General features: G+C 57.2%; 23 protein-coding genes. 14 read left to right on the top strand and 9 right to left on the bottom strand.

Annotation, left to right across the window (positions count from 1 at the left end):
• Window positions 1–176 precede the first annotated feature (176 nt).
• The 4 genes from ACP7B0_RS07390 to ACP7B0_RS07375 all read left to right on the top strand — a co-directional run bounded on the left by ACP7B0_RS07390 (window position 177) and on the right by ACP7B0_RS07375 (window position 3,357).
• A complete protein-coding gene (locus ACP7B0_RS07390; RefSeq protein WP_426140455.1) occupies window positions 177–542 on the top strand; it encodes a hypothetical protein in 366 nt (121 codons plus the stop codon).
• Window positions 543–774: 232 nt separating this feature from the next.
• A complete protein-coding gene (locus ACP7B0_RS07385; protein ID WP_426140454.1) occupies window positions 775–2,388 on the top strand; it encodes an FMN-binding glutamate synthase family protein in 1,614 nt (537 codons plus the stop codon).
• A gap of 270 nt (window positions 2,389–2,658) precedes the next feature.
• Window positions 2,659–2,865: a hypothetical protein gene (locus tag ACP7B0_RS07380; RefSeq protein ID WP_426140453.1), complete on the top strand. Its 207-nt coding sequence runs from the start codon at window positions 2,659–2,661 to the stop codon at window positions 2,863–2,865.
• A 168-nt stretch (window positions 2,866–3,033) separates the two neighbouring features.
• Window positions 3,034–3,357, top strand: coding sequence for a hypothetical protein (locus ACP7B0_RS07375; RefSeq protein WP_426140452.1), 324 nt, complete (start codon window positions 3,034–3,036; stop codon window positions 3,355–3,357).
• A gap of 52 nt (window positions 3,358–3,409) precedes the next feature.
• Here the strand turns inward: ACP7B0_RS07375 and ACP7B0_RS07370 are convergent, their stop codons facing one another.
• The gene (locus ACP7B0_RS07370) at window positions 3,410–4,297 is read right to left on the bottom strand and encodes a hypothetical protein (RefSeq protein ID WP_426140451.1); all 888 of its coding nucleotides are present in this window, start codon (window positions 4,295–4,297) and stop codon (window positions 3,410–3,412) included.
• A 456-nt stretch (window positions 4,298–4,753) separates the two neighbouring features.
• Between ACP7B0_RS07370 and ACP7B0_RS07365 the strand changes: the two genes are divergently transcribed.
• From ACP7B0_RS07365 to ACP7B0_RS07350, 4 genes are all read left to right on the top strand, one after another.
• Window positions 4,754–5,449 carry a hypothetical protein gene (locus ACP7B0_RS07365; RefSeq protein WP_426140449.1) on the top strand — a complete coding sequence of 232 codons (696 nt, stop codon included), beginning with the start codon at window positions 4,754–4,756 and terminating at the stop codon, window positions 5,447–5,449.
• Between the two features lie 666 nt (window positions 5,450–6,115).
• Entirely contained in the window at window positions 6,116–9,226 is a 3,111-nt protein-coding gene (locus ACP7B0_RS07360) for a transglycosylase domain-containing protein (RefSeq protein ID WP_426140857.1), read from the top strand.
• 86 nt (window positions 9,227–9,312) lie between these two features.
• The gene (locus ACP7B0_RS07355) at window positions 9,313–9,900 is read left to right on the top strand and encodes a PadR family transcriptional regulator (RefSeq protein ID WP_426140448.1); all 588 of its coding nucleotides are present in this window, start codon (window positions 9,313–9,315) and stop codon (window positions 9,898–9,900) included.
• The gene (locus ACP7B0_RS07350) at window positions 9,897–10,667 is read left to right on the top strand and encodes a siderophore-interacting protein (RefSeq protein ID WP_426140446.1); all 771 of its coding nucleotides are present in this window, start codon (window positions 9,897–9,899) and stop codon (window positions 10,665–10,667) included. Before ACP7B0_RS07355 ends, ACP7B0_RS07350 begins: the two co-directional genes overlap by 4 nt.
• 49 nt (window positions 10,668–10,716) lie before the next feature.
• On the opposite strand, the gene ACP7B0_RS07345 is transcribed toward ACP7B0_RS07350, so the two are convergent.
• Together ACP7B0_RS07345 and ACP7B0_RS07340 are read right to left on the bottom strand one after the other, a co-directional pair.
• Window positions 10,717–11,373: a Pr6Pr family membrane protein gene (locus ACP7B0_RS07345; protein ID WP_426140444.1), complete on the bottom strand. Its 657-nt coding sequence runs from the start codon at window positions 11,371–11,373 to the stop codon at window positions 10,717–10,719.
• A 39-nt stretch (window positions 11,374–11,412) separates the two neighbouring features.
• On the bottom strand, window positions 11,413–11,640 hold the full coding sequence (locus ACP7B0_RS07340) for a VF530 family DNA-binding protein (RefSeq protein WP_020288901.1): 228 nt from the start codon (window positions 11,638–11,640) through the stop codon (window positions 11,413–11,415).
• A gap of 453 nt (window positions 11,641–12,093) precedes the next feature.
• On the opposite strand from ACP7B0_RS07340, the gene ACP7B0_RS07335 reads away from it, so the two are divergent.
• The 6 genes from ACP7B0_RS07335 to cmoB all read left to right on the top strand — a co-directional run bounded on the left by ACP7B0_RS07335 (window position 12,094) and on the right by cmoB (window position 21,016).
• Entirely contained in the window at window positions 12,094–13,392 is a 1,299-nt protein-coding gene (locus ACP7B0_RS07335) for a carbohydrate porin (protein ID WP_426140856.1), read from the top strand.
• Window positions 13,393–13,523: 131 nt separating this feature from the next.
• Window positions 13,524–15,959, top strand: a complete 2,436-nt coding sequence (locus ACP7B0_RS07330; RefSeq protein WP_426140443.1) for a glucose/quinate/shikimate family membrane-bound PQQ-dependent dehydrogenase — start codon at window positions 13,524–13,526, stop codon at window positions 15,957–15,959.
• Window positions 15,960–16,166: 207 nt separating this feature from the next.
• On the top strand, window positions 16,167–18,557 hold the full coding sequence (gene lon, locus ACP7B0_RS07325) for an endopeptidase La (protein ID WP_426140855.1): 2,391 nt from the start codon (window positions 16,167–16,169) through the stop codon (window positions 18,555–18,557).
• A 274-nt stretch (window positions 18,558–18,831) separates the two neighbouring features.
• Window positions 18,832–19,227: a protease inhibitor I42 family protein gene (locus tag ACP7B0_RS07320; protein ID WP_426140440.1), complete on the top strand. Its 396-nt coding sequence runs from the start codon at window positions 18,832–18,834 to the stop codon at window positions 19,225–19,227.
• An 89-nt stretch (window positions 19,228–19,316) separates the two neighbouring features.
• Entirely contained in the window at window positions 19,317–20,060 is a 744-nt protein-coding gene (cmoA, locus tag ACP7B0_RS07315; protein ID WP_426140439.1) for a carboxy-S-adenosyl-L-methionine synthase CmoA, read from the top strand.
• Window positions 20,057–21,016: a tRNA 5-methoxyuridine(34)/uridine 5-oxyacetic acid(34) synthase CmoB gene (cmoB, locus tag ACP7B0_RS07310; RefSeq protein WP_426140437.1), complete on the top strand. Its 960-nt coding sequence runs from the start codon at window positions 20,057–20,059 to the stop codon at window positions 21,014–21,016. The genes cmoA and cmoB overlap by 4 nt, the downstream gene beginning before the upstream one ends.
• A gap of 108 nt (window positions 21,017–21,124) precedes the next feature.
• On the opposite strand, the gene pdxJ is transcribed toward cmoB, so the two are convergent.
• From pdxJ to lepB, 6 genes are all read right to left on the bottom strand, one after another.
• Window positions 21,125–21,871, bottom strand: coding sequence for a pyridoxine 5'-phosphate synthase (gene pdxJ / locus ACP7B0_RS07305; RefSeq protein WP_426140436.1), 747 nt, complete (start codon window positions 21,869–21,871; stop codon window positions 21,125–21,127).
• Between the two features lie 50 nt (window positions 21,872–21,921).
• Entirely contained in the window at window positions 21,922–22,605 is a 684-nt protein-coding gene (gene recO / locus ACP7B0_RS07300; RefSeq protein ID WP_426140434.1) for a DNA repair protein RecO, read from the bottom strand.
• An 81-nt stretch (window positions 22,606–22,686) separates the two neighbouring features.
• Window positions 22,687–23,589: a GTPase Era gene (gene era / locus ACP7B0_RS07295; RefSeq protein WP_426140433.1), complete on the bottom strand. Its 903-nt coding sequence runs from the start codon at window positions 23,587–23,589 to the stop codon at window positions 22,687–22,689.
• Window positions 23,582–24,271: a ribonuclease III gene (gene rnc, locus ACP7B0_RS07290; protein ID WP_426140432.1), complete on the bottom strand. Its 690-nt coding sequence runs from the start codon at window positions 24,269–24,271 to the stop codon at window positions 23,582–23,584. The genes era and rnc overlap by 8 nt, the downstream gene beginning before the upstream one ends.
• On the bottom strand, window positions 24,268–24,645 hold the full coding sequence (locus ACP7B0_RS07285) for a DUF4845 domain-containing protein (RefSeq protein ID WP_426140430.1): 378 nt from the start codon (window positions 24,643–24,645) through the stop codon (window positions 24,268–24,270). The genes rnc and ACP7B0_RS07285 overlap by 4 nt, the downstream gene beginning before the upstream one ends.
• 113 nt (window positions 24,646–24,758) lie before the next feature.
• Window positions 24,759–25,613 (bottom strand): signal peptidase I, encoded by an 855-nt coding sequence (gene lepB / locus ACP7B0_RS07280; protein WP_426140429.1) that lies wholly within the window; start codon window positions 25,611–25,613, stop codon window positions 24,759–24,761.
• Between the last annotated feature and the right edge of the window lie 9 nt (window positions 25,614–25,622).

Here is a 25,622-nt window from a genome sequence, read left to right as displayed (position 1 = left end):
GGATGCACGTACGGAACCTGACCTGTTCGCAGCCTGTGAACCATTGTCGATTGTCGCGACTTGCATCATTCACAAACTTGATTAGCCAGGCGCTTGTCGCTAAGGTTCGATCCGCTGCTGCCAAATCAGTGGCCCGGGATTGGTCTCCTGGCGAACTGGCCGGATGGAAACAAGCCATGTCTCAACCCGATCACTTTCAACTCCCCCCCTACGCTTACAACCGCCTGATCGAAGCCCGGGATTCGCTGCGCCTGCTCGACAGCTACGTTAATAAAACCGATGTGCTGTGCAACCCTTCGATGTTGGTGGGCTATGTGTCGATGCTGCAAGGTGCCTTGCAGGAAGTGATCGCTGCCAGCCAGCCCGCCGCGCCCCGCGACACTTTCATGCGCAAGGCGGATGAACTCGGCTTCGTCGCGCTCAACCCTCGGGAACAGCAGCTGATCGAACTCCTGCGCTGGACCAGTCTTGAAGGGCGCGAAGACGTGTATGAAATGGCGCAGCTGATGCGTCGGATTAAGCCTTGGGTCATGGAGAGCTGAGCGGCGCACGCTCAAACCAACACCTCATCGACTCCACGTCATGCCGGTTATTGCGCATGCGCCGGCCTGGCCGCACGACAGCTCTCCAGATAGCTTTCTAAAGCCTGAACACCAGCCCGATCGGCTGTTTCAGGAACACCTCAAAGGCCTGTATCTTCTGGGTCGGTTGCAGGCGCAGCGACAAAGATCGAGCGCAAGCCAAAAAATCACCGGTATTAGCCCAGGAATACGTATGAGCCTGTCCCTCCTCAGTCGTTACGCTTTCTTCGTTGGTTGCGTGCTGTTCACCCTGTTCAGCCTCCCGTTTTGGCATCACGAATGGCTGTGGCCATTTACGCTGGTGACCGGCGTGTTGTCGCTGGTCGGCATTATCGACCTGATGCAATCACCGCATTCGGTGCGCCGCAACTACCCGATTCTCGGCAACATCCGCTACGCCGTGGAAGCCATCCGTCCCGAGATCCGCCAATACCTGCTGGAATCCGACAGCGACGCCCTGCCCTTCTCCCGTGCGCAACGTTCACTGGTGTATTCCCGAGCGAAAAATGAGTCGGCAGACAGGCCTTTCGGCACCTTGATTGATGTTTACCAGACGGGGTTCGAATTCATCAGCCACTCCATGCGACCCGCGCCGCTGGGTGACCCCAACTCCTTTCGCGTGACAATCGGCGGCCCGCAGTGCACACAGCCCTATTCGGCGTCGTTGTTCAACATCTCCGCAATGAGTTTTGGCTCCCTCAGCGCCAATGCCATCCGCGCGTTGAACCAGGGTGCCAAGCTGGGCAATTTCGCCCATGACACCGGTGAAGGCAGCATCAGCCCGTACCACCGGGAAAACGGCGGCGACCTGACCTGGGAGCTGGGCAGCGGCTACTTCGGTTGCCGCACCGCGGACGGGCGTTTTGATCCTGAACGTTTTGCCAGACAGGCTCAGGACCCGCAGGTTCGCATGATTGAAATCAAGATGAGCCAGGGCGCCAAGCCGGGCCATGGCGGCATCCTGCCCAAGGACAAAGTGACCCGGGAAATCGCCGAAACCCGAGGCATCGAGATGGACGAAGATTGCGTCTCGCCGTCTCGCCACAGTGCGTTTTCAACACCCTGTGAACTGATGGCGTTCATCGGTCAGCTGCGGGAATTGTCCGGCGGTAAACCGGTGGGTTTCAAGTTATGCCTGGGCCATCCGTGGGAGTTCATGGGGATCGCCAAGGCCATGCTGGAAACCGGCATCCTTCCCGACTTTATCGTGGTGGACGGCACCGAAGGCGGCACCGGCGCGGCCCCCGTGGAGTTCACCGACCACATGGGCGTGCCGATGCGTGAAGGCTTGTTGTTCGTGCATAACACGCTGGTGGGCCTGAACCTGCGCGACAAGATCAAGCTGGGCGCCAGCGGCAAGATCGTCAGCGCGTTCGACATCGCCAGCGTGCTGGCTATCGGCGCAGACTGGGCCAACTCGGCCCGGGGCTTCATGTTTGCCATCGGCTGCATCCAGTCGCAAAGCTGCCACACCAACAAATGCCCCACCGGCGTCGCCACCCAGGACACCCTGCGCCAGCGCGCGCTGGTCGTGCCGGACAAGGCCCAGCGAGTCTTCAACTTCCACCGCAACACCCTCAAGGCCCTGGCCGAAATGATCGCCGCAGCCGGGCTGGATCATCCCTCACAACTGGGAGCGCGGCACCTGGTACGCCGTATGTCCGCAACGGAAGTGAAACTGTTCTCGCAATCTCATGTGTTCCTCAAGCCCGGCCAACTGCTTACAGGCAACGTGGACGGCAGCTTCTATTCAAACATGTGGGAGATGGCACGCGCCGACAGTTTCGATCCCAATACCGCAGCCTGATACCCCGCTATCGTCTCGATGGGCATTCAAGATGCCCATCGAGATACGCTGAAACTACCCTGCCTTGTCTAAACCCCCATGACACCCTTCGCGCCCCTCATTACGGCTAATGGCGCATAAGCGGTACACCCCGCCTCACTTGAACCGTTGCAGTTTGAGAACAGCGTCTCGCTTATCTCCCCTCTCGGAAGTTTCCCACAGCTTTATCAGGCCAAGTTTTTTCGGGGTTGGCCGTTACGCATAAGGTAAGAAAATCGAGAGGAAGTTAACGTGAACATTAATTCCGCCGTGAGCATCAGCCGCGTTCATTCAGAGTTACAAAATACAAGAAATAACGCTGAGAAGTCAGCCCTCGCGGCTGGAAAAACCGGGGACGTAAAGGCCTCCGACACTGACGCGGCCCTAGAAACCATGGAGACGGCTGCGAAAATAGAACTTTATAAGTACGAAGAAAAACCGTGGAAGTCAGACACGTGATATATGGAAAATTTGTCGTGTGATTATGACAGGAGAAAATTTTTTATATTCATGCAGGAGGTAATAAACATTGCGCAACTTCACACTATAAAAATTAAATTCAAGGCATTCACGGACTCCATTACCGATCAATATTCTGCTATCGCATCGACAACCTATGGATTTACAATGGATGAAGCTGGAAAAATCAAGATACTTGACCCACAGCAAAAATTGAGCAACTCTGACAAATCCTGGTTAACGGAGAAAATCAATAAATTCGACGGATTAAGCAAAACAGTTCGCGCCCACTTAAAAACACTGATGACGCGGGCTGACCATACTGACAGCCTTGTTAAAAAACACCATCTAAACAGGCACAATTTTCAATCAACGATTGACTACGGGGACATCCTAAATATCTCGCGGGACTGCTTGGGTAAAAAATTCGATACAATGCTCAATGAGCATTTAGAGAGACGGCCCGCCCCATCGATCGACATGCATGCATAAGCACGAAACGCGTGCCCACCAGAAACCTGGTGGGCCGTGGATGTTGCTCTATTCAAGAAGGCTTGCTGCCCACTAATTTCTGACGACAGATATGTGCCAAATTATAGCCTTCAGGATTAGCGACCACGCCAACCAGATAATTCATCACTACATAACTGCCAGTACGGTAGTAACTTCTCCACGTATTATTATAGCCCCGACTATACTCAACGAAATCCCTCGCTTGAGCGCCACCCTCACACCGTCCGAACTCAACCAGCTGCGAAGCTTTACCCTCACTATCCGAAAAAAAGTAAAACCTAATATTTTTTCTATACCCGCCATCGAAATCCAGACCGAATCCAGCCTTTGCCCCTTCCAACGGCGCACCAGAAGTATCAGTAAACTGCACCTCAATCCTGGCATGCTTATAGGCTTGCGTAGGCAACCACTCCGGTTCGGCATAGCCATACGGGATGCGTAAAATAGCCTCTTCATCGTGAAACTTAAATTCTTTCAAGACGGGATAGGAGCCAAACACCAGACTATACTTTCCGCCGTCAAAGGGCCTCGTCTGATTGTGCGTAATTCTGAGGATGATTTCTTCGCCCGGCTTCAAGCCTTTGAGGGTATTTCGGCCCGATTTCGCAATTAACATCCAGGCTCCCGCTACGTGCCGCTCGACCTTGATGTGTTGCTGACCCTGCAAATCCAGCAATACATCCTGCCCTCGCAGGGAGGTGAAGCCGTAATAGTGCTCGGAGGCCGAGCTGTTTAACCGGGCGTTGATGTTATGAATTTTATCTGATAGCACACTGAACACGGGTTCCTCTCCCGTCGGTGCAGAAGTAACTTGTGCAACGCTTCCCTCAACAACAGTTTGTGCCTCTGCAGCATGAGTACCCGCTGAAAAAACAGCGGACACGACAATACTCAATAACCATTTATTATTCTTACGCATGTGAAACCCCAATAGTTTTACTTCGTTTATGTCAGGTCGCTTGGCCACCGACAAATCCGACGTAACCACTGCGTATAATCTGAGTCAACACGCCTGTTTAAAAATCAGAAGCTTCCTACGCTTTAACTTTTTTGTCATACATTTCGCACCGTGCTTTCTGATAACACCTTCATCAAACACCGAACACGACGGGATTAACCCAACGCGCCAGCTATTGCCTTTCACCCATCCCGACTTGCACCGCCCTCATCGGCCATCGCGCTGAGGGTGCTCAGTGCCGCTTGGTTCGATCTCAACAAACGACTGGGTAAACCAAAAAACCTGCCCATATGGCTAATGATTGATAACCGCATCACACTGAAGGTCCTTCTCGGAAATTTCCCACAACTTTATCAGGCCAAGTTTTATCGGAACTGGCCGTTAAACAAAGGGTAAGAAATTCGAGAGGAAGGTATCGTGAACATTAATTCCGCAGTGAGCTTCAGCAGTATTTGCTCGGTGGTACAAAGCAAAAAAATTGATATTGAGAGGTCTGCCATAGCGTCCGGCAAATCCGGCGATGTAAAGACGGTCGCCGCAGGCGCAGCCCCGGAAACCCTAGAGGAGGCTGATAAAATCGAACACTATGAGTATGAAGAAAAGCCGTGGATGAGCTACGAGGAGTATGACCCTTCGCTAAGTGAAAGCAACAATAAATGCTTATATACAATCAAGACATATCTAGACTCGATTGGGCAACTTAAAGCGCTCACACGAAAATTCGAGCAATTTATTGACCATGTCAAAGACCTTCGTCCGGATATCGCTTCGACGGGATTTTCGTTCACGCTGGATGAGAACGCAAAAATCAAGATACTTGCGCGCCCACTTGGATTCAGCGAATCCGATATGCATTGGCTGACAGAGGAAATAAATAGCTTCGAAGGGTTACGTGCTACAGCACATGCTCACTCCAAAACGCTGATGGCACTCGTAGATCACTTCGAGCCCTTTAAAGGAAAGTACAACTTGAACAGGCATAACTTTCAATCAACCGTTTATTACGGCGACAACCTCAAGGTCTCCTGGATGGACCTGCAACGTAAATTTATGGAAACGCTAGCTCAATCGTTAGAAAAGAAACCACAAACACTGATCGACACTTATGCGTGATCACGCAAAGCGGCCTACCCGGGAAGCCTGGCGGCCTGCGGCCACTGTTATGAAAAATAATACCCTGTGCAAAAACAATTTCTGCACGCACCATAAAAATACCCTATCACTCATGGCAATGATTGACCACGAATGCGAACACGTTGAACATCATTACAATCTGCCCCTGACGCACCTTTACCAAGCGAATGATTACGGAAAAATCATAAGCACGGAACCTTGATATGGAAAAGAGCACGCTGAATGCCTTATCAAAACGGTGAAATAAAACACAGAAAAAATCTCGAACGCTATTGGCATCAAAACCTCGCCTGCGGGTGCCTGCCAGACATGAGCCTGGCAGGCCAAAATCACTTCTCTAGCGAGAAGGAACGCGTTGCACTTACGTCTGTTTACAGCTTTGAGCGAGGAGGTATCTACACGCGCGCAGAGAACAAAACTTTCATTCTTGTTCGTTAGAAAACCCCATCATAATTTGACAGCCTCTAAAACTGTTTACGTCAGGCGTATTCGCGACTGACAAAACCGGACCTAATCACCCAACTAAACCATCGTCAACCGCCGGCGTTTATAAACAGACCGTTCCCACAAAATTTTCTCGTCACTCCCGTTCAGCGTCTAAGCTTGAGTCAGGTGCGATTAACAGGTTTAACCGGGCCAATGAATATGGGCGTATTACGGCATTCCGATGCGAAGCAGACTGCACTGAACACAGACAGTCAGGATCCTCCCCCCATGCCGCAAAGCCCTTGCCACAAGCGTTATGCATGGCGTGTGTTCTGGGTGTTGCTGTTGATGTGCGTGTTAGGCGCAGGTATTGCCATTGCGATTGAATCTCGCAGTTCGAGGCTGCAAGCCCGGGAGTTCAGTCGGTTTGCTGCAAGCCTGAGCTATTCGCTGCAGCCCGGCCCCAGCGATGCGGTGTTGTATCCGGGGGACGGGCCGTTTGACAGGCGCCTGGGTTATTCGTCTCTGGATGAATTTCTGCCACGACTGCTCAAGCGCGATTATGTGATTACTGAGCAGACCCGTTTTTCCCCCGAGCTTCTCGCTTACAGCCAGCGCGGTTTTTTCGTGCCTTACAAGGAAAAGACTCAGGCAGGCTTGTCGATTACCGATTGCCGGGGCACCGACCTTTATCAGTTCCGCTACCCGCAGCAGTTCTACCCGGCGTTCTCTTCGATTCCGCCATTGGTGGTGCACAGCCTGTTATTCATCGAGAACCGCGACTTGCTGGACCCGCAACAGCCAATGGCCAACCCGGCGGTGGACTGGCCGCGTTTTGCCAAGGCGGCAGTGTCTCAGTTGGCAAAAATGATAGGGTTACCGGGGCAGTCGGCGGGCGGGAGTACGCTGGCGACTCAGTTGGAGAAATACCGCCATTCGCCAGACGGCCTGACTCAATCGGGCTCGGAAAAGCTGCGCCAGATGGTCTCCGCCAGCGTGCGCGCTTATCAGCCCGGTGAGCAAACCCTGCCGGCCAGACAGCGAGTGGTGCGTGACTATCTGAACAGCGTGCCATTGGCAGCCGTGCCAGGCCATGGCGAAGTGCATGGGTTGGCCGAAGGACTGCGCGTTTGGTATGGGGCAGACTTCGAGCGCACCAATCAACGGCTGGCCTCCACGGCGAGCGACCCGCAGAGCCTGGCCGAACGCGGCCTGGCCCTGCGCGAAGTACTGTCGCTGATTATTGCGCAGCGGCGACCTTCACACTTTCTGGCCAAGGGTCGCACGGAACTGGCGGACCTGACGGACAGCCATCTACGTCTGCTGGCGCAGAATCGGGTGATTGATCAAGCGCTCGCGGATGCTGCCTTGAATAGCACCGTCACCTATCGAAACTGGGTTCAACAGCCAACGATTCAGCCCATCGAGACCAACAAAGGCATTAGCGTTGCACGCAGTCGCCTGTCCGCAATGCTCAATCGCTCCCTCTACGACCTGGACCGCCTGGACCTGTCCGCCACCAGCACCTTGCAAAGCGAGTTACAGGTCAGCGTCAGCCAGTACCTGCGGGATCTGGCAGACCCGGTTTTTGCGGCGAATGTCGGGCTGTTGGGCGAACGGTTGCTGACGCCTGCCAGTACCGCGCAGGTGCGTTACAGCTTCACCCTGCTTGAGCGCGGGTCTGACGGCACCCGCGTCAGGGTGCAAACCGACAGCACCGACCAGCCGTTTGATATCAACGAAGGCAGCAAGCTGGAGCTGGGCTCCACGGCGAAGATGCGGGTGCTGACCACCTACCTGGAAATGATCGCCGAGCTGCATGAACGCTATGCGGGGCAGACGTCGGCGCAACTGATCAAGACGCCCGTGGAGCAGCAGGATCGCCTGACACGCTGGGCGGTGGACTACCTGGCACAGAGCAAGGATCGCAGCTTGCCGACGATGCTGTCTGCGGCCCTGGACCGGCGTTACTCGGCAAACCCTGGAGAACGCTTTTTCACCGGCGGCGGCTTGCATCACTTCAACAACTTTCGCAAGGAAGACAACACGCGCAATCCCACCCTGCGCGAGGCGCTACGCGAGTCAATCAACTTGCCGTTCATTCGTCTGATGCGCGATCTGGTGCGTTACAGCACTTACCAGGCACCCGGCAACAGCGCCGAACTGCTCAAGGATGATGACAATCCACGCCGTCAGGAATACCTCGCCCGCTTCGCTGACCGGGAAGGAACGGTGTTCCTGCTGCGGTTCTGGAAACGCTACAAGGACAAGAACACTCAAGAGCGTCTCGATACATTTCTGGACGGTGTGCATCCGTCGGCGGTGCGTCTGGCAGCGGTCCATCGCTATTTACTGCCTGATGCCGATCAAACGGCGTTCAACGCCTTCGTCCGGGCTCATATGGCCGAAGAAAAAGTCGGCCCGAAACTCAGCGACAAGCGCCTGATCGAGCTGTATCAACGCTATGGCCCGGGGGCTTACGACCTGCCGGATCAGGGCTACATCGCCCGGGTTCACCCGCTGGACTTATGGTTGGTGGGTTACCTGTTGCAACACCCTCAGGCTCAATTCAAGGATGCCGTCGCCGCCAGCCAGTTCGAGCGTCAGGAGGTTTACGGTTGGCTATTCAAAAGCCAGCATAAAAGCGCTCGCGACAGTCGCATTCGAACCATGCTGGAGGTTGAAGCGTTTCTGGATATTCATCAGCGTTGGCAGCGCGTGGGGTACCCGTTTGATCACTTGGTGCCCTCGTTGGCAACAGCCATTGGCAGTTCGGGCGACCGCCCCGCAGCGCTGGCCGAGTTGATTGGCATCATCCAGAACGATGGCGTTCGCTTGCCGGTCTTGCGCATCGACAGCCTGCATTTTGCGACCGATACACCCTATGAGACTCGGCTGGCCAACAATCCCGAACTGGGCAAGCGCGTGATGCCTTCCGAAGTGGCCGCCGCGATGCGCGAGGCTTTGTCTCAAGTGGTAGACGGCGGCACGGCCAAACGCGTGCAAGGCAGTTTCAAACTGCTGGATGGCAGCCCGTTGGCCATGGGTGGCAAAACCGGTACCGGTGACAACCGCATTGAAAGCATCGGCGCGGGTGGTCGCGTACTCAGCTCCCGGGCCATAAACCGGACGGCGACTTTCGTGTTTTATCTGGGCGACAACCATTTCGGCACCCTCACGGCCTTCGTACCCGGCAAGGCCGCCGAAGGCTTTCGCTTTACCTCGGCGCTGCCGGTGCAGGTGCTTAAAGGTATGGCGCCGATCCTCAATCCTTATCTCGAGCCGGGAGCGCATACGCGTTGCACCGTAAGCAACACACAAGCCTTGTAGGGTAATGACAACCGTTCGTCGTGATCTTTTGCTTTGTTTTTAAGATATATCTTAAGGTATATCTTAATTAAAGCAGGAGAGAAAAAATGCGTGATGACCATCACCACAATGAGCACCGACCTTCCCACCGCGAACAGGGCGAAGGACGGGACGGTTTTGAAAAACGCCCCCGTGGCGAGCGCGGCGGTCGTGGCCCCCGTGTGTTTGCACCGGGGGATTTGAAGTTACTGTTGCTGGCGTTGATAGCCGAGCAGCCTTGCCACGGCTACGACCTGATCCGCCAGATCGAGAGCATGTTCGACGGCGCCTACAGCCCGAGCCCCGGTGTGATTTACCCCACCCTGACCTTCCTTGAAGAAAGCGAGTTGATCGAGGGCAGCGCACAAGGGGGTAAAAAACACTACGCCATCACAGAAGCCGGGCGCGCTTCGCTGATCGAGCAAGCCGTTGCGCTGGACGGCGTGCGGATGCGCATCGACGTCAGCAAGCGTTCGTTGCGCGGCCACGAACGGCCGCCGGAAATCCACGAAGCGGTCAACAACCTGCGTCACGCCATGCACATGCACGACGGCCGCTGGAGCCCCGAGGAAATCCTGCGGGTTCGCGACCTGCTCAACAACACCGCCAAAGCCATCGTCGACGGCCCCCATTCCGTGTCGGAGAAGTCCGTATGAACTCGCAACTGTCCATTCACCGTGTCAACCATGAACTCAAACGCCGCAAGTTGCAGGTGCTGCGCGTGACCGACGTGACCCCGAAGATGCGCCGGATCACGCTGCACGGACCGGAGCTGGCGGGTTTTATCAGCCTGGGCACCGATGATCACGTGAAACTGATGTTTCCCAACACCCCGGAAGAAGAACAGGCGATAGCCTCCATGAAGCCTGGGGCGCCGGATGACGGCCCGCGCCCGGCCATGCGCGACTACACGCCACGTCGCTATGACCCAGAAAGCGGTGAACTGGATATCGATTTCGTTCTGCATGGCGAAGGCCCCGCCGCAACCTGGGCAGCCCAGGCCGAGCCCGGGCAGTTCCTGCACATGGGCGGTCCACGTGGATCGATGATCGTGCCGGACATGTTCGACAGCTACCTGTTGATCGGCGATGAAACCGCCCTACCCGCCATTGGTCGACGCCTCGAAAGCCTGCCCGCCCATCGCTGCGCACTGGTGGTGGTCGAGGTTGCCGATAGCGGGGAACAACAGGTGTTTCAGAGTCAGGCCCAGGTGGATGTGATCTGGATCGTGCGCGGGGAGCAAGACCTGGTGGACGTCACCCGTCGCCTGGAAATGCCCGAAGGAAAGCTGTACGCCTGGGTCGCCACCGAAGCTGCGCTGTCACGCCGGATTCGACGGGTGCTGCTCGGGGAATTCGGGCTGGATGAAGCGCACCTCAAGTGCTCGGGTTACTGGCGTCTTGATGAGCAGGATGAGGGTTGAGTTCCCGTTGGAGCGAGCGGGCGGCGCTCCAACAAATCGCAAGACGGGTCTATGCCCGGCGCCCCTTGAGCCGATCCAGCCCCACCAACAACAACCCAATCACCACGAACCCCGTCAACACGCCACTCGCATTGATAAATGCCTTGGTAAAACCGATGGTGCCCGCATTGATAAACGGATACATGTAATCGCCGAGGGAATTACCGCGCAGCAGCACGTAGGCAAAGTAGACGACCGGATAAAGCATCCACAGCAGCACATGCCTCAATTGCAAAACGCCCTTGGGCACGTAAAGCCACCAATAAACCAGAAACAAAACCGGCATGACGTCGTGGAGCAGTTCGTCTGCGACCCATTGCCAGCCCTGCGGCTGCCACAAATGTCGCAGCAGGACGTTGTAAGCCAGGCCCACCAGAACAATGCTGGTAGCGATGCCGCCGCACACCACGGGATGTCGAAAAAAACGGTGCACTGCCGAGGACCTGAGGCCTAGCGCACAGGTCAAGGCAACCGCCACCAATGTGTTGGTCAACACCGTGAAGAAACTGAAAAACCGCACCAATCCGCCAAGCAGACTGGCGTCATCGGCCCATCGGGCCACGAAAATCAGGTACAGCTGAATAACCAGTCCCGACCAGCCCAGGCAGGCGGCGATGATCGTGAAGCAGCGCTGTCCTTGCGCGTGTTGCGTGTGTTCGGCGTACATCGTTTTAATCCTTGAGGCCCGGGGTCCAACCCGGGCGAGTTACCAGCCCTTGCTGCGGTGCAACTTCACGTACAGCGCTTCGACCTTTTCGCGGGCCCACGGTGTCTTGCGAAGAAAGGTCAGGCTGGACTTGATGCTCGGGTCGCTCTTGAAGCAGCGAATGTCAATGCGTTCAGCAAGGCCAGACCATTCGTAATGCTCAACCAGAGCGTTGAGGATCTGTTCCAGCGTCACGCCGTGCAGAGGGTTGGAGTGCTGTGTTGTCATGGAAACCTTCGAGATAAATGACCTGAGGCGTTTTCAAGCGTTGCGCACCTTAGCCGAGCCTTCTGAAAGCGGGAAGAGCTTAGCGTGCGAAGGCTACAACCTGGGAGCCAGACAACAGCCATTTAAAGTGTAGGACTCCTCCTAAAACCGTCCTGCCTGTGGAACAAACCTTCGGGCTCAACACCCACTGTTACAGCGCTTGCAATGATCCATGTCAAATTTCCCGCTGTTTGTCGACTCGTTAGCTCCCTATCATTACACTACTCAGCGGCTGAATCGATTAATCCGATTTCTTCAATCATCACGTCTTCTGTTTCTCTGGCGCGAGATGCCGCTCACGCCCTCACTAATAACCAAAGAATGCCCCTCATGTCCGATGACCCGAGACGATCTGTTGCTCTGACCGTGCCTGTCAGGCCGCACCTGCGCACTTTCAATGGATGTTGCGCCTTGATGGCGTTGGGTTTTGTGGCCTGCGCTCAAGCGACGCCAGCATTTGACGCCGATTCGCCGTGGATGCTGGGCGACTGGAACGGCAAGCGCAGCGAACTTTCGCAACAAGGGTATGACTTCAAGCTGGACTACACGTCCGAAACAGGCTCCAACCTGCACGGTGGCTATAACCACGACAAAACCGTGCGTTATAGCGATCAATGGACACTGGGCGCCCACCTTGATCTGCAAAAAATCCTCGGTTGGCACGATGCCGAGTTTCAACTGACGCTGAACAATCGTAACGGCGACAACATCAGCAACGATCGCATCGGCGACCCGCGCGTCGGCACGATCTCTTCGTCTCAGGAAGTCTGGGGCCGGGGCAGCGTGACCCGTCTGACGCAGATGTGGTACCAGCAAAAATTCTTCGATCAAGCCTTGAGCGTCAAGCTTGGCCGCTTCAATGAGGGTGAAGATTTCAACACCTTCCCCTGCGACTTCCAGAACCTGGCGCTCTGTGGTTCTCAGGTCGGCGATTGGGACGGCGGCATCTGGTACAACTGGCCGATCAGCCAGTGGGCCATGCGCGTGAAATATCAGATCAATCCAGAACTGTTCGCGCAGATAGGTGTTTTCGAACAGAACCCGTCGAACCTGGAAAACGACAATGCCTTCAAACTCAGCGGCAGCGGCACTCAAGGCGCGTTGATACCGGTGGAGTTGGTGTGGTCGCCGACAGTTGACGGGCTGCCGGGTGAATACCGTGCGGGTTATTACTACAGCACCGCCGACAGCCAGGATGTGTACAAGAACAGTAATGGCCAGTCCGCCGCTGCTACCGGCAGTGCGTATCGCGGCGCATCGAGCAAACACGGCATGTGGTTGAACCTGCGCCAACAAGTGACAAGCGCCGATGGCAATCCAAGTCGCGGGCTGAGCCTGTTCGTCAACGGCACGGTGCACGACAAGAAAACCAACAAGGTCGACAACTATGTGTCGGTAGGCGGCTTTTACAAGGGGCCATTCGACGCCCGACCGCAAGACGATATCGGTCTGGCCATCGCCCGTATCCATGTCAATCCGGCCTACCGCAAAAATGCAGACGCACAAAATCGGGCAGCGGCGGTCTACGACTACAGCGACCCGGCGTTCATGCCATTGCAGGACACTGAGTACAACGCCGAGCTGTACTACGGCGTTCACTTGGCCAACTGGCTGACCGTTCGCCCCAATCTGCAGTACATCCGGCACCCGGGCGGCGTGAATAACGTCGACGATGCGCTGGTCGCCGGATTGAAGATCCAGTCGTCGTTCTGACCAACGGTTAGTTTTGGCTGTCGGTAATACGTTTCAACAACTAGCGTCAAAAGTATCGCTGCAAGACTCCTCGTGAGTCGGTGTCATGAACAACTAGCGTCAACTACTTATTATTCACGGAGATTCATACTATGAGCACTGATGGTGCCTTGAGCAGATATCGCCTGTTACCGACGCTGCTCGGTCTGGTGATTTTGTTGATGGGCCTGGTCATGTTGGCAGGGGGCGTAAAACTCCTGCAACTGGGCGGTTCGTTGTATTACCTGCTGGCCGGTATCGGTTTCGCAGTGACGGGCCTGCTGCTCATCACTGGACGTCGTGCAGCCTTGGGCCTTTACGCGGTGATCCTGTTCGCCAGCACCGTCTGGGCTTTGTGGGAAGTGGGTCTGGATTGGTGGCAATTGGTGCCGCGTCTGGCGCTTTGGTTTGCCCTCGGCATCGTGCTCCTGCTGCCTTGGTTCCGCCGCCCGGTGCTGCGCGGTCAACCCGGTGGCCTGGCCACTGGCGCGTTGAGCGTGGCCGTGGTTCTGGCCGGTGTTACCGCGCTGGCCAGCCAATTCACCAACCCGGGTGAAATCAAGGGCCAGCTGGATCGTGAAACCGCCGGCACCACCAGCGCCGCCCCAGCCATGCCTGATGGCGACTGGCAGTCCTACGGGCGCACCGCTTTCGGCGACCGCTATTCGCCGCTGGCGCAGATCACCCCGGACAACGTCAACAAGCTGGTTCCCGCCTGGACCTATCGCACAGGCGATATCCCAGGGCCTAACGATCCGGGTGAGACCACCGCCGAGAATACGCCGCTCAAAGTCAACGGCATGCTCTACGTGTGTACGCCGCACAGCCAGGTGATTGCTCTGGAACCGGAGACCGGCAAGGAAATCTGGCGCTACGATCCCAAGATCAGCACCCAGAATGCCGCCAACTTCAAAGGTTGGGCGCACATGACCTGCCGTGGTGTCTCGTATCACGATGACGCCGCCTATGCAGCCGCGCCAGCGACCTCAGCTGCTACCCCGGCGCAAAGCCCGGCAACGCCCGCCGTTGCAGCCGCTGGCACTAACGTCTGCCCGCGCCGCATCCTCCTGCCAACTGCCGACACTCGCCTGATCGCGCTGAATGCCGACACCGGCAAGCCATGCGAAGACTTCGGTAACAACGGTTCCATCGATCTGAGCGCCAACATCGGCACCTTTGCGCCAGGCGGCTACTACTCCACTTCGCCGCCCGCCGTGACCAAGGATCTGGTCGTGATCGGCGGTCACGTGACCGACAACGTTTCCATGGACGAGCCTTCCGGCGTGATCCGGGCGTTTGACGTCCACACCGGCCGTCTGGTGTGGAACTGGGACAGCGGCAATCCGGATGACACCACGCCGATTGCCCCTGGCCATACCTACACTCGCAACTCGCCCAACATGTGGTCGATGTTCGCCGTGGATGAAAAACTGGGCATGCTTTACCTGCCCATGGGCAACCAGACTCCGGACCAGTGGGGCGGCAACCGCACACCGGAATCCGAGAAATACAGCGCAGGTATCGTGGCGCTGGATATCGCGTCCGGCAAAGTCCGCTGGCACATGCAACTCACTCACCATGACCTTTGGGACATGGACGTGGGTGGTCAGCCAACGCTCATGGATATGAAAACCGCCGATGGCATCAAGCCTGCGGTGCTGGTATCCACCAAGCAAGGCAGCATCTATGTGCTGGACCGCAGCAATGGCCAGCCAATTGTTCCAATCAACGAAGTCCCGGTTCCTCAGGGCGCGGTTGCCGGCGATCATACTTCGCCAACCCAACCTAAATCCGACCTGAATTTCATGCCGCCGCCGCTGAAAGAGCGCGACATGTGGGGCGTCACGCCGTTTGATCAAATGCTGTGCCGGATTGACTTCAAATCGCTGCGTTACGACGGCCCGTTCACCCCGCCATCGCTGCAAGGTTCGATCGTTTATCCAGGCAACTTCGGTGTCTTCGACTGGGGTGGCATTTCGGTCGATCCCGTGCGTCAGATCGCTTTCGTGAACCCGAGCTACATGGCTTTCCGCTCCAAGCTGGTTCCAGCCGCTGAAGTTGAAGGCGGTCCGGGTCGCAAAAGCGAAACAGAAGGCGTGCAGCCGAACAAAGGCGCGCCTTACGGTGTGATTCTTGAAGCCCTGCTCTCGCCCATGGGTCTGCCTTGCCAGGCTCCGGCCTGGGGTTATGTCGCCGCCGTGGACCTGACCAATCAAAAAACCATCTGGATGCACAAGAACGGCACGGTGCGTGATAGCTCGCCGGTGCCGATTCCATTGTCCATGGGCGTTCCAAGCCTGGGTGGCACGTTCACCACGGCTGGCGGCGTCGCGTTCCTGAGCGGCACCCTTGACCAATACCTGCGAGCCTACGACGTTCGTAATGGCAAACAGTTGTGGGAAGGTCGCCTGCCAGCCGGTGCGCAGACCACGCCGATGACTTACACCGGCAAGGACGGCAAGCAATACGTGCTGGTCATGGCTGGCGGTCATGGCTCGCTGGGCACCAAGCAAGGCGACTACGTCATGGCGTTCAAACTGCCGGATTGATGATGTGTTGACGCAGTGAACAAGGCGGCTATCGAAAGATGGCCGCCTTTTTTGTGGCTGGTTTTCGGGCATCAACACCTCGTTTCCTGCCCTGTCACAAATGCTATTGACCGCAGCCATTGAAACCTGAGGTTGATCGCCCCATCTAAGAGCCATGTTCAATTGTGCAGGTGCCCCATGAGCGACCAGCAAGCAGACTCACACGATATGCCTGACGATGTAGAGGCCGAGCACGACGTTACCCCGAGCTCCCACAGCACATCGCTCGCCTTGCCAGGGCAGAACCTGCCGGACAAGGTCTATGTCATCCCGATTCACAACCGCCCCTTCTTCCCTGCCCAGGTGTTGCCGGTCATCGTCAATGAAGACCCTTGGGCCGAGACGCTGGAGCTGGTAAGCAAGTCCGAACACCACTCCCTGGCGCTGTTTTTCATGGACACGCCGCCGGAAGACCCTCGCCACTTCAATACCGATGCGTTGCCCGAATACGGCACGCTGGTCAAGGTTCACCACGCCAGTCGTGAGAACGGCAAGCTGCAGTTCGTGGCCCAGGGCCTGAGCCGTGTGCGCATCAAGACCTGGCTCAAGCACCATCGCCCGCCGTATCTGGTGGAAGTCGAATACCCCCATCAGCCCAGCGAGCCGACCGACGAGGTCAAGGCTTACGGCATGGCCCTGATCAATGCGATCAAGGAACTGTTGCCGCTCAACCCGCTGTACAGCGAAGAACTGAAGAACTACCTCAATCGCTTCAGCCCCAATGATCCGTCGCCGTTGACCGACTTCGCCGCCGCACTGACATCCGCCAACGGTGTCGAGTTGCAGCAGGTTCTCGATTGCGTGCCCATGCTCAAGCGCATGGAAAAAGTCCTGCCGATGCTGCGCAAGGAAGTCGAAGTCGCTCGACTGCAAAAAGAAATCTCTGCCGAGGTGAACCGCAAGATCGGTGAACATCAGCGTGAGTTCTTTCTCAAGGAGCAGCTCAAGGTTATCCAGCAAGAGCTGGGCCTGAGCAAAGACGACCGCAGTGCCGACATCGAACAGTTTGAAGCCCGGCTGGAAGGCAAAACACTGCCCGCCCAGGCACGCAAGCGCATTGACGAAGAGATCAACAAGCTCAAAGTGCTGGAAACCGGCTCCCCGGAATACGCGGTTACCCGCAACTACCTGGACTGGGCCAGCTCGGTGCCTTGGGGCGTCTTCGGCAAGGACAAACTGGACCTCAAGCACGCCCGCAAAGTGCTCGACCAGCATCACGCCGGTCTGGATGACATTAAGTCACGGATCCTCGAATTTCTCGCAGTCGGCGCCTATAAAGGCGAAATCAGTGGTTCCATCGTGCTGTTGGTGGGCCCGCCGGGCGTGGGCAAGACCAGCGTAGGCCGGTCCATTGCAGAATCCCTGGGACGTCCCTTCTACCGTTTCAGCGTTGGCGGCATGCGCGATGAAGCCGAGATCAAAGGCCATCGCCGCACCTACATCGGCGCGCAACCCGGCAAGCTGGTCCAAGCGCTCAAGGACATGGAGGTCATGAACCCGGTCATCATGCTTGATGAAATCGACAAGATGGGCCAGAGCTATCAGGGCGACCCTGCGTCCGCGCTGCTGGAAACCCTGGACCCGGAACAGAACGTCGAATTCCTCGACCACTACCTGGACCTGCGTCTGGATCTGTCCAAGGTACTGTTCATCTGCACCGCCAACACCCTGGACTCGATCCCCGGCCCGTTGCTGGACCGAATGGAAGTGATTCGCCTCTCGGGTTACATCACCGAAGAAAAACTCGCCATTGCCAAGCGCCACTTGTGGCCCAAGCAACTGGCCAAGGCAGGCGTGTCCAAAGGCAGCCTGGCGATCAGCGACACTGCATTACGGGCCGTGATCGAAGGCTATGCCCGGGAAGCTGGCGTGCGTCAGCTGGAGAAACAGCTGAGTAAAGTGGTGCGTAAAGCCGTGGTCAAACTGCTGGACGAACCCAAGTCTGTCATCAAGATCGGTCCCAAAGACCTCGAAGCTTCACTGGGCATGCCGGTGTTTCGTAACGAACAAGTCTTGTCCGGCACTGGCGTGATCACCGGTCTGGCCTGGACCAGCATGGGCGGCGCAACCCTGCCGATCGAGGCGACGCGCATTCATACCCTTAACCGTGGTTTCAAGCTCACCGGCCAGTTAGGCGACGTGATGAAGGAATCCGCTGAAATTGCCTACAGCTATGTCAGCTCGAACCTTGAGCAGTTTGGCGGCGACCCGCGTTTCTTCGATGAAGCCTTCGTCCACTTGCACGTGCCCGAAGGCGCGACGCCCAAGGACGGTCCAAGCGCTGGCGTGACAATGGCCAGCGCCTTGTTGTCACTGGCGCGCAATCAGGCACCGAAGAAAGGCGTTGCCATGACCGGCGAGCTGACGCTGACCGGGCATGTTCTGCCGATTGGCGGCGTAAGGGAAAAAGTCATCGCGGCACGCCGGCAGAAAATCAACGAACTGATCCTGCCGGAACCCAACCGTGGCAACTTCGAAGAACTGCCGGATTACCTGAAGGAAGGCATCACCGTTCACTTCGCCAAGCGTTTTGCGGATGTGGCGAAGATATTGTTCTGACAGATACCAACACCCCGTTGGCGAGGCTTGCCCACGAAGGCGTCTTCAGCGAGGGATAGGGCCCTGCGGATCTCTCAACTCCGTGGGACCGGCTTTAGCCGGGAACAGGCCGGTATGTTCGCTGCCTCTGTTGCGCCAAGGGTGCAGCCTTCCCGGCTAAAGCCGGTCCCACGAAAATGAACTGCACCCCGAAAGTTGGACCCCGCCCCCAAACTCGCCTCATCAATGACTCATCGGCTATGCTCCGGTCTCGTCCAACGAGACTGGAGCCTCTATGACCCCGACCCGTCTACTTGTCCCGCTGACCCTCTCCCTGCTGGCTGCCTGTGCGCAGCAGCCCACAAATATCGTGACCCTTGAAGAACAGAGCGAATGCCCGCTGACCCTGAAAACCGGGCAAATGTTGATGCTGACCTTACCCAGCACGCCCACCACGGGTTACCGCTGGCATATCCAGAACCCCGCCCAAGGCATCCTGCGCAGCATGGGGCCCGAGGTGTACACCAACCCCGAAGACAATAATATGGTCGGCAGCGCAGGACAGTCCGTGTGGCGCTACAAGGCGGCGGCTACGGGTACCGGCCACTTGATGATGGTTTATCAACAGCCTTGGGCGCCGGAAGTCGCCCCGGAGCGGACATTCGACTGTGTTATCAGCGTCAATGACTGACTTTTCCTCATCTTCGGTCAGATGAGGTTTCGGCGCAGGTCTGGAATTGGCTAAAATGCCGCACTTTTCACCCCTTCGCCGGAACCGCCGTGAGCAAAGAACCCGACCGCCTGTTTGCCCAGCCCCTTGCCCAGGTGCCAGACTTCGCCTTCAATGAGGACGTGGTGCGGGTCTTCCCGGACATGATCAAGCGCTCGGTGCCTGGCTATCCGACAATTGTCGAGAACCTCGGCGTGCTCGCGGCGCAGTTCGCGCAACCCGACAGCGTACTGTACGACCTGGGCAGCTCCCTGGGTGCCGTCACCCAGGCCCTGCGTCGTCACGTGAGAACCGAGGGCTGCAGCGTCATCGCGGTGGATAACTCGGCGGCCATGGTCGAACGCTGCCGTGAATACCTCAATGGGCAGGACTCGATGTTTCAGGAGTTGCTGCCAGTGCAGGTCATCGAGGGTGACATTCTGGCGCTTGAGTTCCAGCCGGCGTCGGTGGTGGCGCTCAATTTCACCCTGCAGTTCATCGCCCCCGAGCAACGTCTGGCGCTGTTAAGCCGCATTCATCAGGCGCTGGTGCCGGGCGGTGCTCTGATTCTGTCGGAGAAGCTGCGCTTCAACGACTTACAGGAACATGACCTGCTCACCGATCTGCACGTCGCCTTCAAGCGCGCCAATGGCTACAGCGAACTGGAAATTGCCCAGAAGCGTAGTGCCATCGAAAACGTGATGAAGCCCGACAGCCTCGACGAACATCGCCAACGCCTGCTGGATGCGGGATTCTCGAAAGTGGTGCTCTGGTTTCAATGCCTTAACTTTGCCTCGTTGATCGCCCTGCCATGATTGATCTCGCTCCTCTGGTCCGCCGTCTGGCGGGCACCCCCCTGGCTGAATGGGCCAACGGCCTGCAGGCACAACTCGACAGCAAAATGGCCAAGGGTCATGGCGATCTGGAACGCTGGCAAGGCGCACTCAACGCCCTGCCCGACCTGACGCCAACCCGAGTCGATCTGACCGACAGCTTTACCCTGGATGCCGAGTGCGACGGTGAAACCCGTACCCAGGTGCGCAAGGCACTGTTGGGGCTTTCGCCGTGGCGCAAAGGACCGTTCGACGTGTTCGGCGTGCATGTGGACACCGAATGGCGCTCGGACTGGAAATGGTCACGGGTATCGCCGCATCTGGACCTCAAAGGCAAGCGCGTGCTGGATGTGGGCTGCGGCAACGGTTATTACCAGTGGCGCATGCTGGGCGCAGGCGCCGACAGCGTCATTGGTGTCGACCCCAACTGGCTGTTTTTCTGCCAGTTCCAGGCCATGCAGCGTTACTTGCCAGACCTTCCGGCCTGGCACCTGCCGTTCACTCTGGAAGACCTGCCTGCGCGACTTGAAGGTTTCGACACGGTGTTTTCCATGGGCGTGCTGTACCACCGCAAATCACCCATCGATCACTTGCTGGCGTTGAAAGACTGCCTGGTCAAAGGCGGCGAACTGGTGCTGGAAACCATGGTGGTGCAAGGGGATGTGCATCAGGTGCTGGTCCCGGAAGACCGCTATTCGCAGATGCGCAATGTGTGGTTTCTACCATCGGTGCCAGCGCTGGAATTGTGGTTGCGGCGCGCCGGCTTCGTCGATGTGCGTTGCGTTGACGTCAGCGTCACCACCACCCAGGAGCAACGCGGCACGGAATGGATGCGCTTTCAGTCACTGAGCGATTTTCTTGATCCCGAAGATCACAGCAAGACCGTGGAAGGCCTCCCTGCCCCCATGCGAGCGGTGATTGTGGGGCGTAAGCCTTAGACGGGCTGTTGGAGCGAGGCTTGCCCGCGAAGAACGATCACGCGGTGTATCTGGTACACCACTCCGGCTCATCGCGGGCAAGCCTCGCTCCAACAAGCTCCGGGGGTATCAGCCCTTATAAGCCGCCGCCAGAATCAACGCCTTCATCTCTGCCACCGCCGTCTTGAAGCCCACAAACAGCGCATGGGCGACCAGTGCGTGGCCGATGTTCAGCTCGTTCACGCCCTTGATCGCGGCGACTGCTTCAACGTTGTGGTAATGCAGACCGTGCCCGGCGTTGACGATCAAACCTTCAGCCAGGCCAAACGCGACGCCATCAGCGATGCGTTGCAGCTCGTCGGCGACCTCCGTTGGCGTCTGTGCGTCGGCGTACCGGCCAGTGTGCAACTCGATGGCAGGTGCCCCGACCCGCTTTGATGCCGCGATCTGACGTTCATCGGCATCGATAAACAGCGACACTTCGCAACCGATCTTGCTCAAGCGCTCAACGGCCGCCTGAATCCGCGCTTCCTGGCCTGCGACATCCAGTCCGCCCTCGGTGGTCAACTCCTGGCGTGTTTCCGGAACCAGGCAAACGTGGGCCGGACGAATGCGCTCGGCGAAGGCCAGCATTTCATCGGTCACGCCCATTTCGAAATTCATCCGGGTCTGCAGCACGTCCTTGAGCAGCAGCACATCGCGCTCCTGAATGTGACGACGGTCTTCGCGCAGATGCACGGTGATGCCATCGGCACCCGCTTCTTCGGCATCCAGCGCCGCCTTGACCGGGTCCGGATAACGCGTGCCCCGGGCCTGACGCAACGTGGCGACGTGATCGATATTGACGCCAAGAAGGATGCGAGTGCTGTGAGTCACGTGTGTCTCCTGAAAGATGGGTGGAACAGGTCGATGAGCATAAAGCCTGTTTACGGCTTGCGAAACAGTTCGCGGCTGACTAATGGGCGGCCGCCCAGGTGAACGGCCAATGCCTGACGCATCAACCGCTTCGCGGCAGACAACGCACCAGGCGCCGTCCAGTCGGCTTCGGCCATGGCCAGCAGTTCGGCCCCCTGAAATAAACCCGGCTGCAGAAGGTAGACCCGCTCCAGTCCGGCATCCACTTGCAGGCGGTACATGCCATCCGACGCCAGAGGTTCGCCACTGACATCCAGGTCCAGCGCAAAACCGTAGCCCAGATCGTCAAGCAGACGCCATTCGAAAGAACGCAGCAACGGCTCCAAGGGACGGCCTTCGGCCAAGGCCAGCAAGGTCGCCGCATAATGATCGAAAACAGCAGGATGTGGATCTTCGGCAGGCAACAGCCGGATGATCAGCTCGTTGAGGTAAAGACCGCTGAACAGCGCTTCACCCACCAACCAGCTGGCAACGCCCGAGCTTTCCATGCGCCCGACGTTCTTGAGCTCGCCGCGACCACGAAATTCGATTTCCAAGGGCACGAAGGGCCGCGCCAGAGTGCCAGCCTTGCCACGCGCGCTGCGTAACACTGCCCGCAGCCGCCCTTGTGGCGTGAGGAAATCCACCAACGCGCTGTTCTCACGGTACGCCCGACTGTGCAGCACGTAAGCAAGTTGGCCGATGGGCGTGCTCATGGTTAACGCAGGCTCGAAAGAAGCAAAGACGACGAAGGGTGTGACGGGCGGCCAGTGGCGGCCCGTCAACAGGTAACGCGTTTAAAGGTCGCCATAGCCGAGCGAACGCAGGGCGCGCTCGTCATCGGACCAGCCGCCTTTAACCTTGACCCACAGATTTAGCATGACCTTGGAGTCGAACAACAGCTCCATGTCACGACGTGCGTCAGTACCGATACGCTTGATGCGGTCACCCTTGTCGCCAATGATGATCTTCTTCTGGCCGTCACGTTCGACGAGGATCAAGGCGTGGATATGCAGGGTTTTGCCCTGCTGCTTGAACTCTTCGATTTCAACGGTGATCTGGTACGGCAGCTCGGCACCCAACTGACGCATGATCTTCTCGCGAACCAGTTCGGCGGCCAGGAAGCGGCTGCTGCGGTCAGTGATCTGGTCTTCCGGGAAGAAGTGATCGTTTTCCGGCAGATGCTTGGCGATCAGGGTTTCCAGCGCTTCGAGGTTATGCCCGTGCTGCGCGGAAATCGGCATGATCGAAGCGTTCGGCAGTTGACCTTGCAACCACTCCAAATGGGGCATCAGCTCGGTCTTGTCTTCCAGACGGTCGGTCTTGTTGATCGCCAGGATCACCGGGCCCTGCACGTACTGAACACGCTCAAGCACCATCTGGTCTTCTTCGGTCCAGCGCGTACGGTCAACAACGAAGATCACGACGTCAACGTCTTTCAACGCCGCCGAAGCGGTTTTGTTCATGTAGCGATTGAGCGCTTTCTCGCCGTTCTTGTGCATGCCAGGCGTGTCGACGTAGATCGCCTGCACGGCGCCTTCGGTCTTGATGCCCAGCATGTTGTGACGGGTGGTCTGCGGCTTGCGCGAAGTAATCGCCAGCTTCTGCCCCAGGATATGGTTAAGCAGCGTGGATTTGCCCACGTTCGGGCGACCAACGATGGCCACATAGCCGCAGCGTGTTGCAATTGAATCATTCATGGCCGTTCTCCACGCCTAGGGCAATAAGTGCTGCAGCCGCTGCTACCTGTTCGGCAATGCGACGACTGACACCCTGGCCCCGGCTTTTTTCATTCAGTAAGGTGATCTCGCATTCGACGAAAAAGGTTCGGCAATGCGGTTCACCCTGGATATCCACCACTTCGTAACGCGGCAGGTCACAGGCACGCGACTGGAGAAACTCCTGCAGCCGGGTCTTCGGATCTTTGTTGGTGTCCACCAGCGTCAGGCTGTCGAACTCGGTGGTGAGCCAGTCCAGAACTCGCTCCCGCGCCGCATCCATACCCGAATCAAGGTAAATCGCCCCGATCAGGGCTTCGAGCGCGTCAGCGAGAATCGATTCACGGCGAAAACCGCCGCTCTTGAGCTCGCCGGAGCCCAGGCGCAGGTATTCACCGAGATCGAAACCACGGGCCAGTACAGCCAGGGTTTCGCCTTTTACCAACCGCGCTCGCAAGCGTGAAAGCTGACCTTCTCGTGCCTGAGGGAAGCGATCAAACAAGGCTTCACCGGCAACGAAGTTGAGAATGGCGTCACCGAGGAACTCCAGACGCTCGTTATTGCGCCCGGCGAAGCTACGGTGAGTGAGAGCAAGGACCATCAGCTCTTGATCCTTGAAGGTATAGCCGAGCTGACGCTCCAGGCGACTCAAGGAAACGCTCACGGTTTACCCACTTTGAATGTGTCGTCGAACTTCACCACCAGATCGATATTCTGGATCAGTGATTCGCGTTTCTCGTATTGCAAATGGGCGAGAAACTTATTGTCTTCCACCGTCACACTTAACACCTTGTTCAAATCCAAATCCCGAATGCTGTTGACCTGCATGCTTTTACCGACATAACTGTAGAAATCGCCAACGGTAGTGATGTCCAGAGCAGGGTTGGTGTCGACCGCATTAATGATCTTCTTCATCGACATGTGATCGAGATAATGCGGCACCAGCTTGAATGCAACGCTGAGCACAAACGCCGCGAGCGCAAGCGCCAACAGCCATCCGACAAACGACAACCCTTTCTGCGAACCGGCGACTCTCATTTAAAACCTCAAGGATAGCCTGTGGAAACCGGCGAGAGGGTTCGATCCAGCACGACCCACATTCAAGCCAGCCCAAATGACATACGGCGCTGTATCACACAGCGCCGCATTGATTACTTGATCAACCCCACCCGCGAAAAGCTGGGGAAGTGACTCAGTTTTGGCTCAGGCCAGCTCATCCATATCGCGAACGCCTTGCCGACAATGTTCTTGTCCGGAACCATGCCCAACTCATCCTTGGGAATAGTGGGGTCATCCCAGTAACGGCTGTCGTTGGAGTTGTCCCGGTTGTCACCCATCATGAAGTAATGGCCAGCGGGCACCGTCCATTCATGATCAGGCGGCGCACGGTAGCGCGTCATCTCCTGACGGATTTCATGCTCGACAGTCCCCAACCGCTCGTTGTACAGCTCAGCGCTGCCCAGGGTGCCCGGCTCGGTGCCGATCAGCTGTTTGGCAACCAGTTCACCGTTGACGAACAGTTTCTTGTCGCTGGTATAGCGAATTTTATCGCCCGGCAGGCCGACAACGCGCTTGATGTAATTGACACTCGGGTCGCTTGGGTAGCGAAAGACCATCACATCGCCACGCTCGGGATCGCCGATCGGGATGACTTTCTCGTCCAGTACAGGCAGGCGAATGCCATAAGAGAACTTGTTGACCAGGATGAAATCACCGACCCGCAGCGTCGGTATCATCGACCCCGACGGAATCTGGAAAGGCTCAACCAGAAACGAACGCAGGACGAGAACGATGAACAGCACCGGAAAGAACGATTTGCCGTACTCAACCAGCAACGGCTCTTTGTTCAGACGCTCGACAACTTCAATGTCCGGCTGGGTAACACTGCCTTGATACGTCGAAATGGCCGTCCGGCGACGAGGCGCCAGAATGACCAGATCAAGCAATGCCAGCAAGCCGCACACGAATACAGCGATGACCAACAACAGCGGGAAATTTAGTGACATAGGACCTGA

This window comes from Pseudomonas sp. DWP3-1-2 (genome assembly GCF_049896285.1).
GTDB lineage: Bacteria > Pseudomonadota > Gammaproteobacteria > Pseudomonadales > Pseudomonadaceae > Aquipseudomonas.
The sequence above is the reverse complement of the archived record's forward strand: the minus strand, read 5'-3'. Positions and strand labels throughout refer to the sequence as shown.

Bases quoted from the DNA above. Each gene is read 5' to 3' on its own strand.
- ACP7B0_RS07390 (WP_426140455.1), top strand. From the start codon at position 177: ATGTCTCAACCCGATCACTTTCAACTCCCCCCCTACGCTTACAACCGC.
- ACP7B0_RS07385 (WP_426140454.1), top strand. From the start codon at position 775: ATGAGCCTGTCCCTCCTCAGTCGTTACGCTTTCTTCGTTGGTTGCGTG.
- ACP7B0_RS07375 (WP_426140452.1), top strand. From the start codon at position 3,034: ATGGATGAAGCTGGAAAAATCAAGATACTTGACCCACAGCAAAAATTG.
- ACP7B0_RS07370 (WP_426140451.1), bottom strand. From the start codon at position 4,297: ATGCGTAAGAATAATAAATGGTTATTGAGTATTGTCGTGTCCGCTGTT.
- ACP7B0_RS07360 (WP_426140857.1), top strand. From the start codon at position 6,116: ATGGGCGTATTACGGCATTCCGATGCGAAGCAGACTGCACTGAACACA.
- ACP7B0_RS07355 (WP_426140448.1), top strand. From the start codon at position 9,313: ATGCGTGATGACCATCACCACAATGAGCACCGACCTTCCCACCGCGAA.
- ACP7B0_RS07350 (WP_426140446.1), top strand. From the start codon at position 9,897: ATGAACTCGCAACTGTCCATTCACCGTGTCAACCATGAACTCAAACGC.
- ACP7B0_RS07345 (WP_426140444.1), bottom strand. From the start codon at position 11,373: ATGTACGCCGAACACACGCAACACGCGCAAGGACAGCGCTGCTTCACG.
- ACP7B0_RS07340 (WP_020288901.1), bottom strand. From the start codon at position 11,640: ATGACAACACAGCACTCCAACCCTCTGCACGGCGTGACGCTGGAACAG.
- ACP7B0_RS07335 (WP_426140856.1), top strand. From the start codon at position 12,094: ATGGCGTTGGGTTTTGTGGCCTGCGCTCAAGCGACGCCAGCATTTGAC.
- ACP7B0_RS07330 (WP_426140443.1), top strand. From the start codon at position 13,524: ATGAGCACTGATGGTGCCTTGAGCAGATATCGCCTGTTACCGACGCTG.
- lon (WP_426140855.1), top strand. From the start codon at position 16,167: ATGCCTGACGATGTAGAGGCCGAGCACGACGTTACCCCGAGCTCCCAC.
- ACP7B0_RS07320 (WP_426140440.1), top strand. From the start codon at position 18,832: ATGACCCCGACCCGTCTACTTGTCCCGCTGACCCTCTCCCTGCTGGCT.
- cmoB (WP_426140437.1), top strand. From the start codon at position 20,057: ATGATTGATCTCGCTCCTCTGGTCCGCCGTCTGGCGGGCACCCCCCTG.
- recO (WP_426140434.1), bottom strand. From the start codon at position 22,605: ATGAGCACGCCCATCGGCCAACTTGCTTACGTGCTGCACAGTCGGGCG.
- era (WP_426140433.1), bottom strand. From the start codon at position 23,589: ATGAATGATTCAATTGCAACACGCTGCGGCTATGTGGCCATCGTTGGT.
- ACP7B0_RS07285 (WP_426140430.1), bottom strand. From the start codon at position 24,645: ATGAGAGTCGCCGGTTCGCAGAAAGGGTTGTCGTTTGTCGGATGGCTG.
- lepB (WP_426140429.1), bottom strand. From the start codon at position 25,613: ATGTCACTAAATTTCCCGCTGTTGTTGGTCATCGCTGTATTCGTGTGC.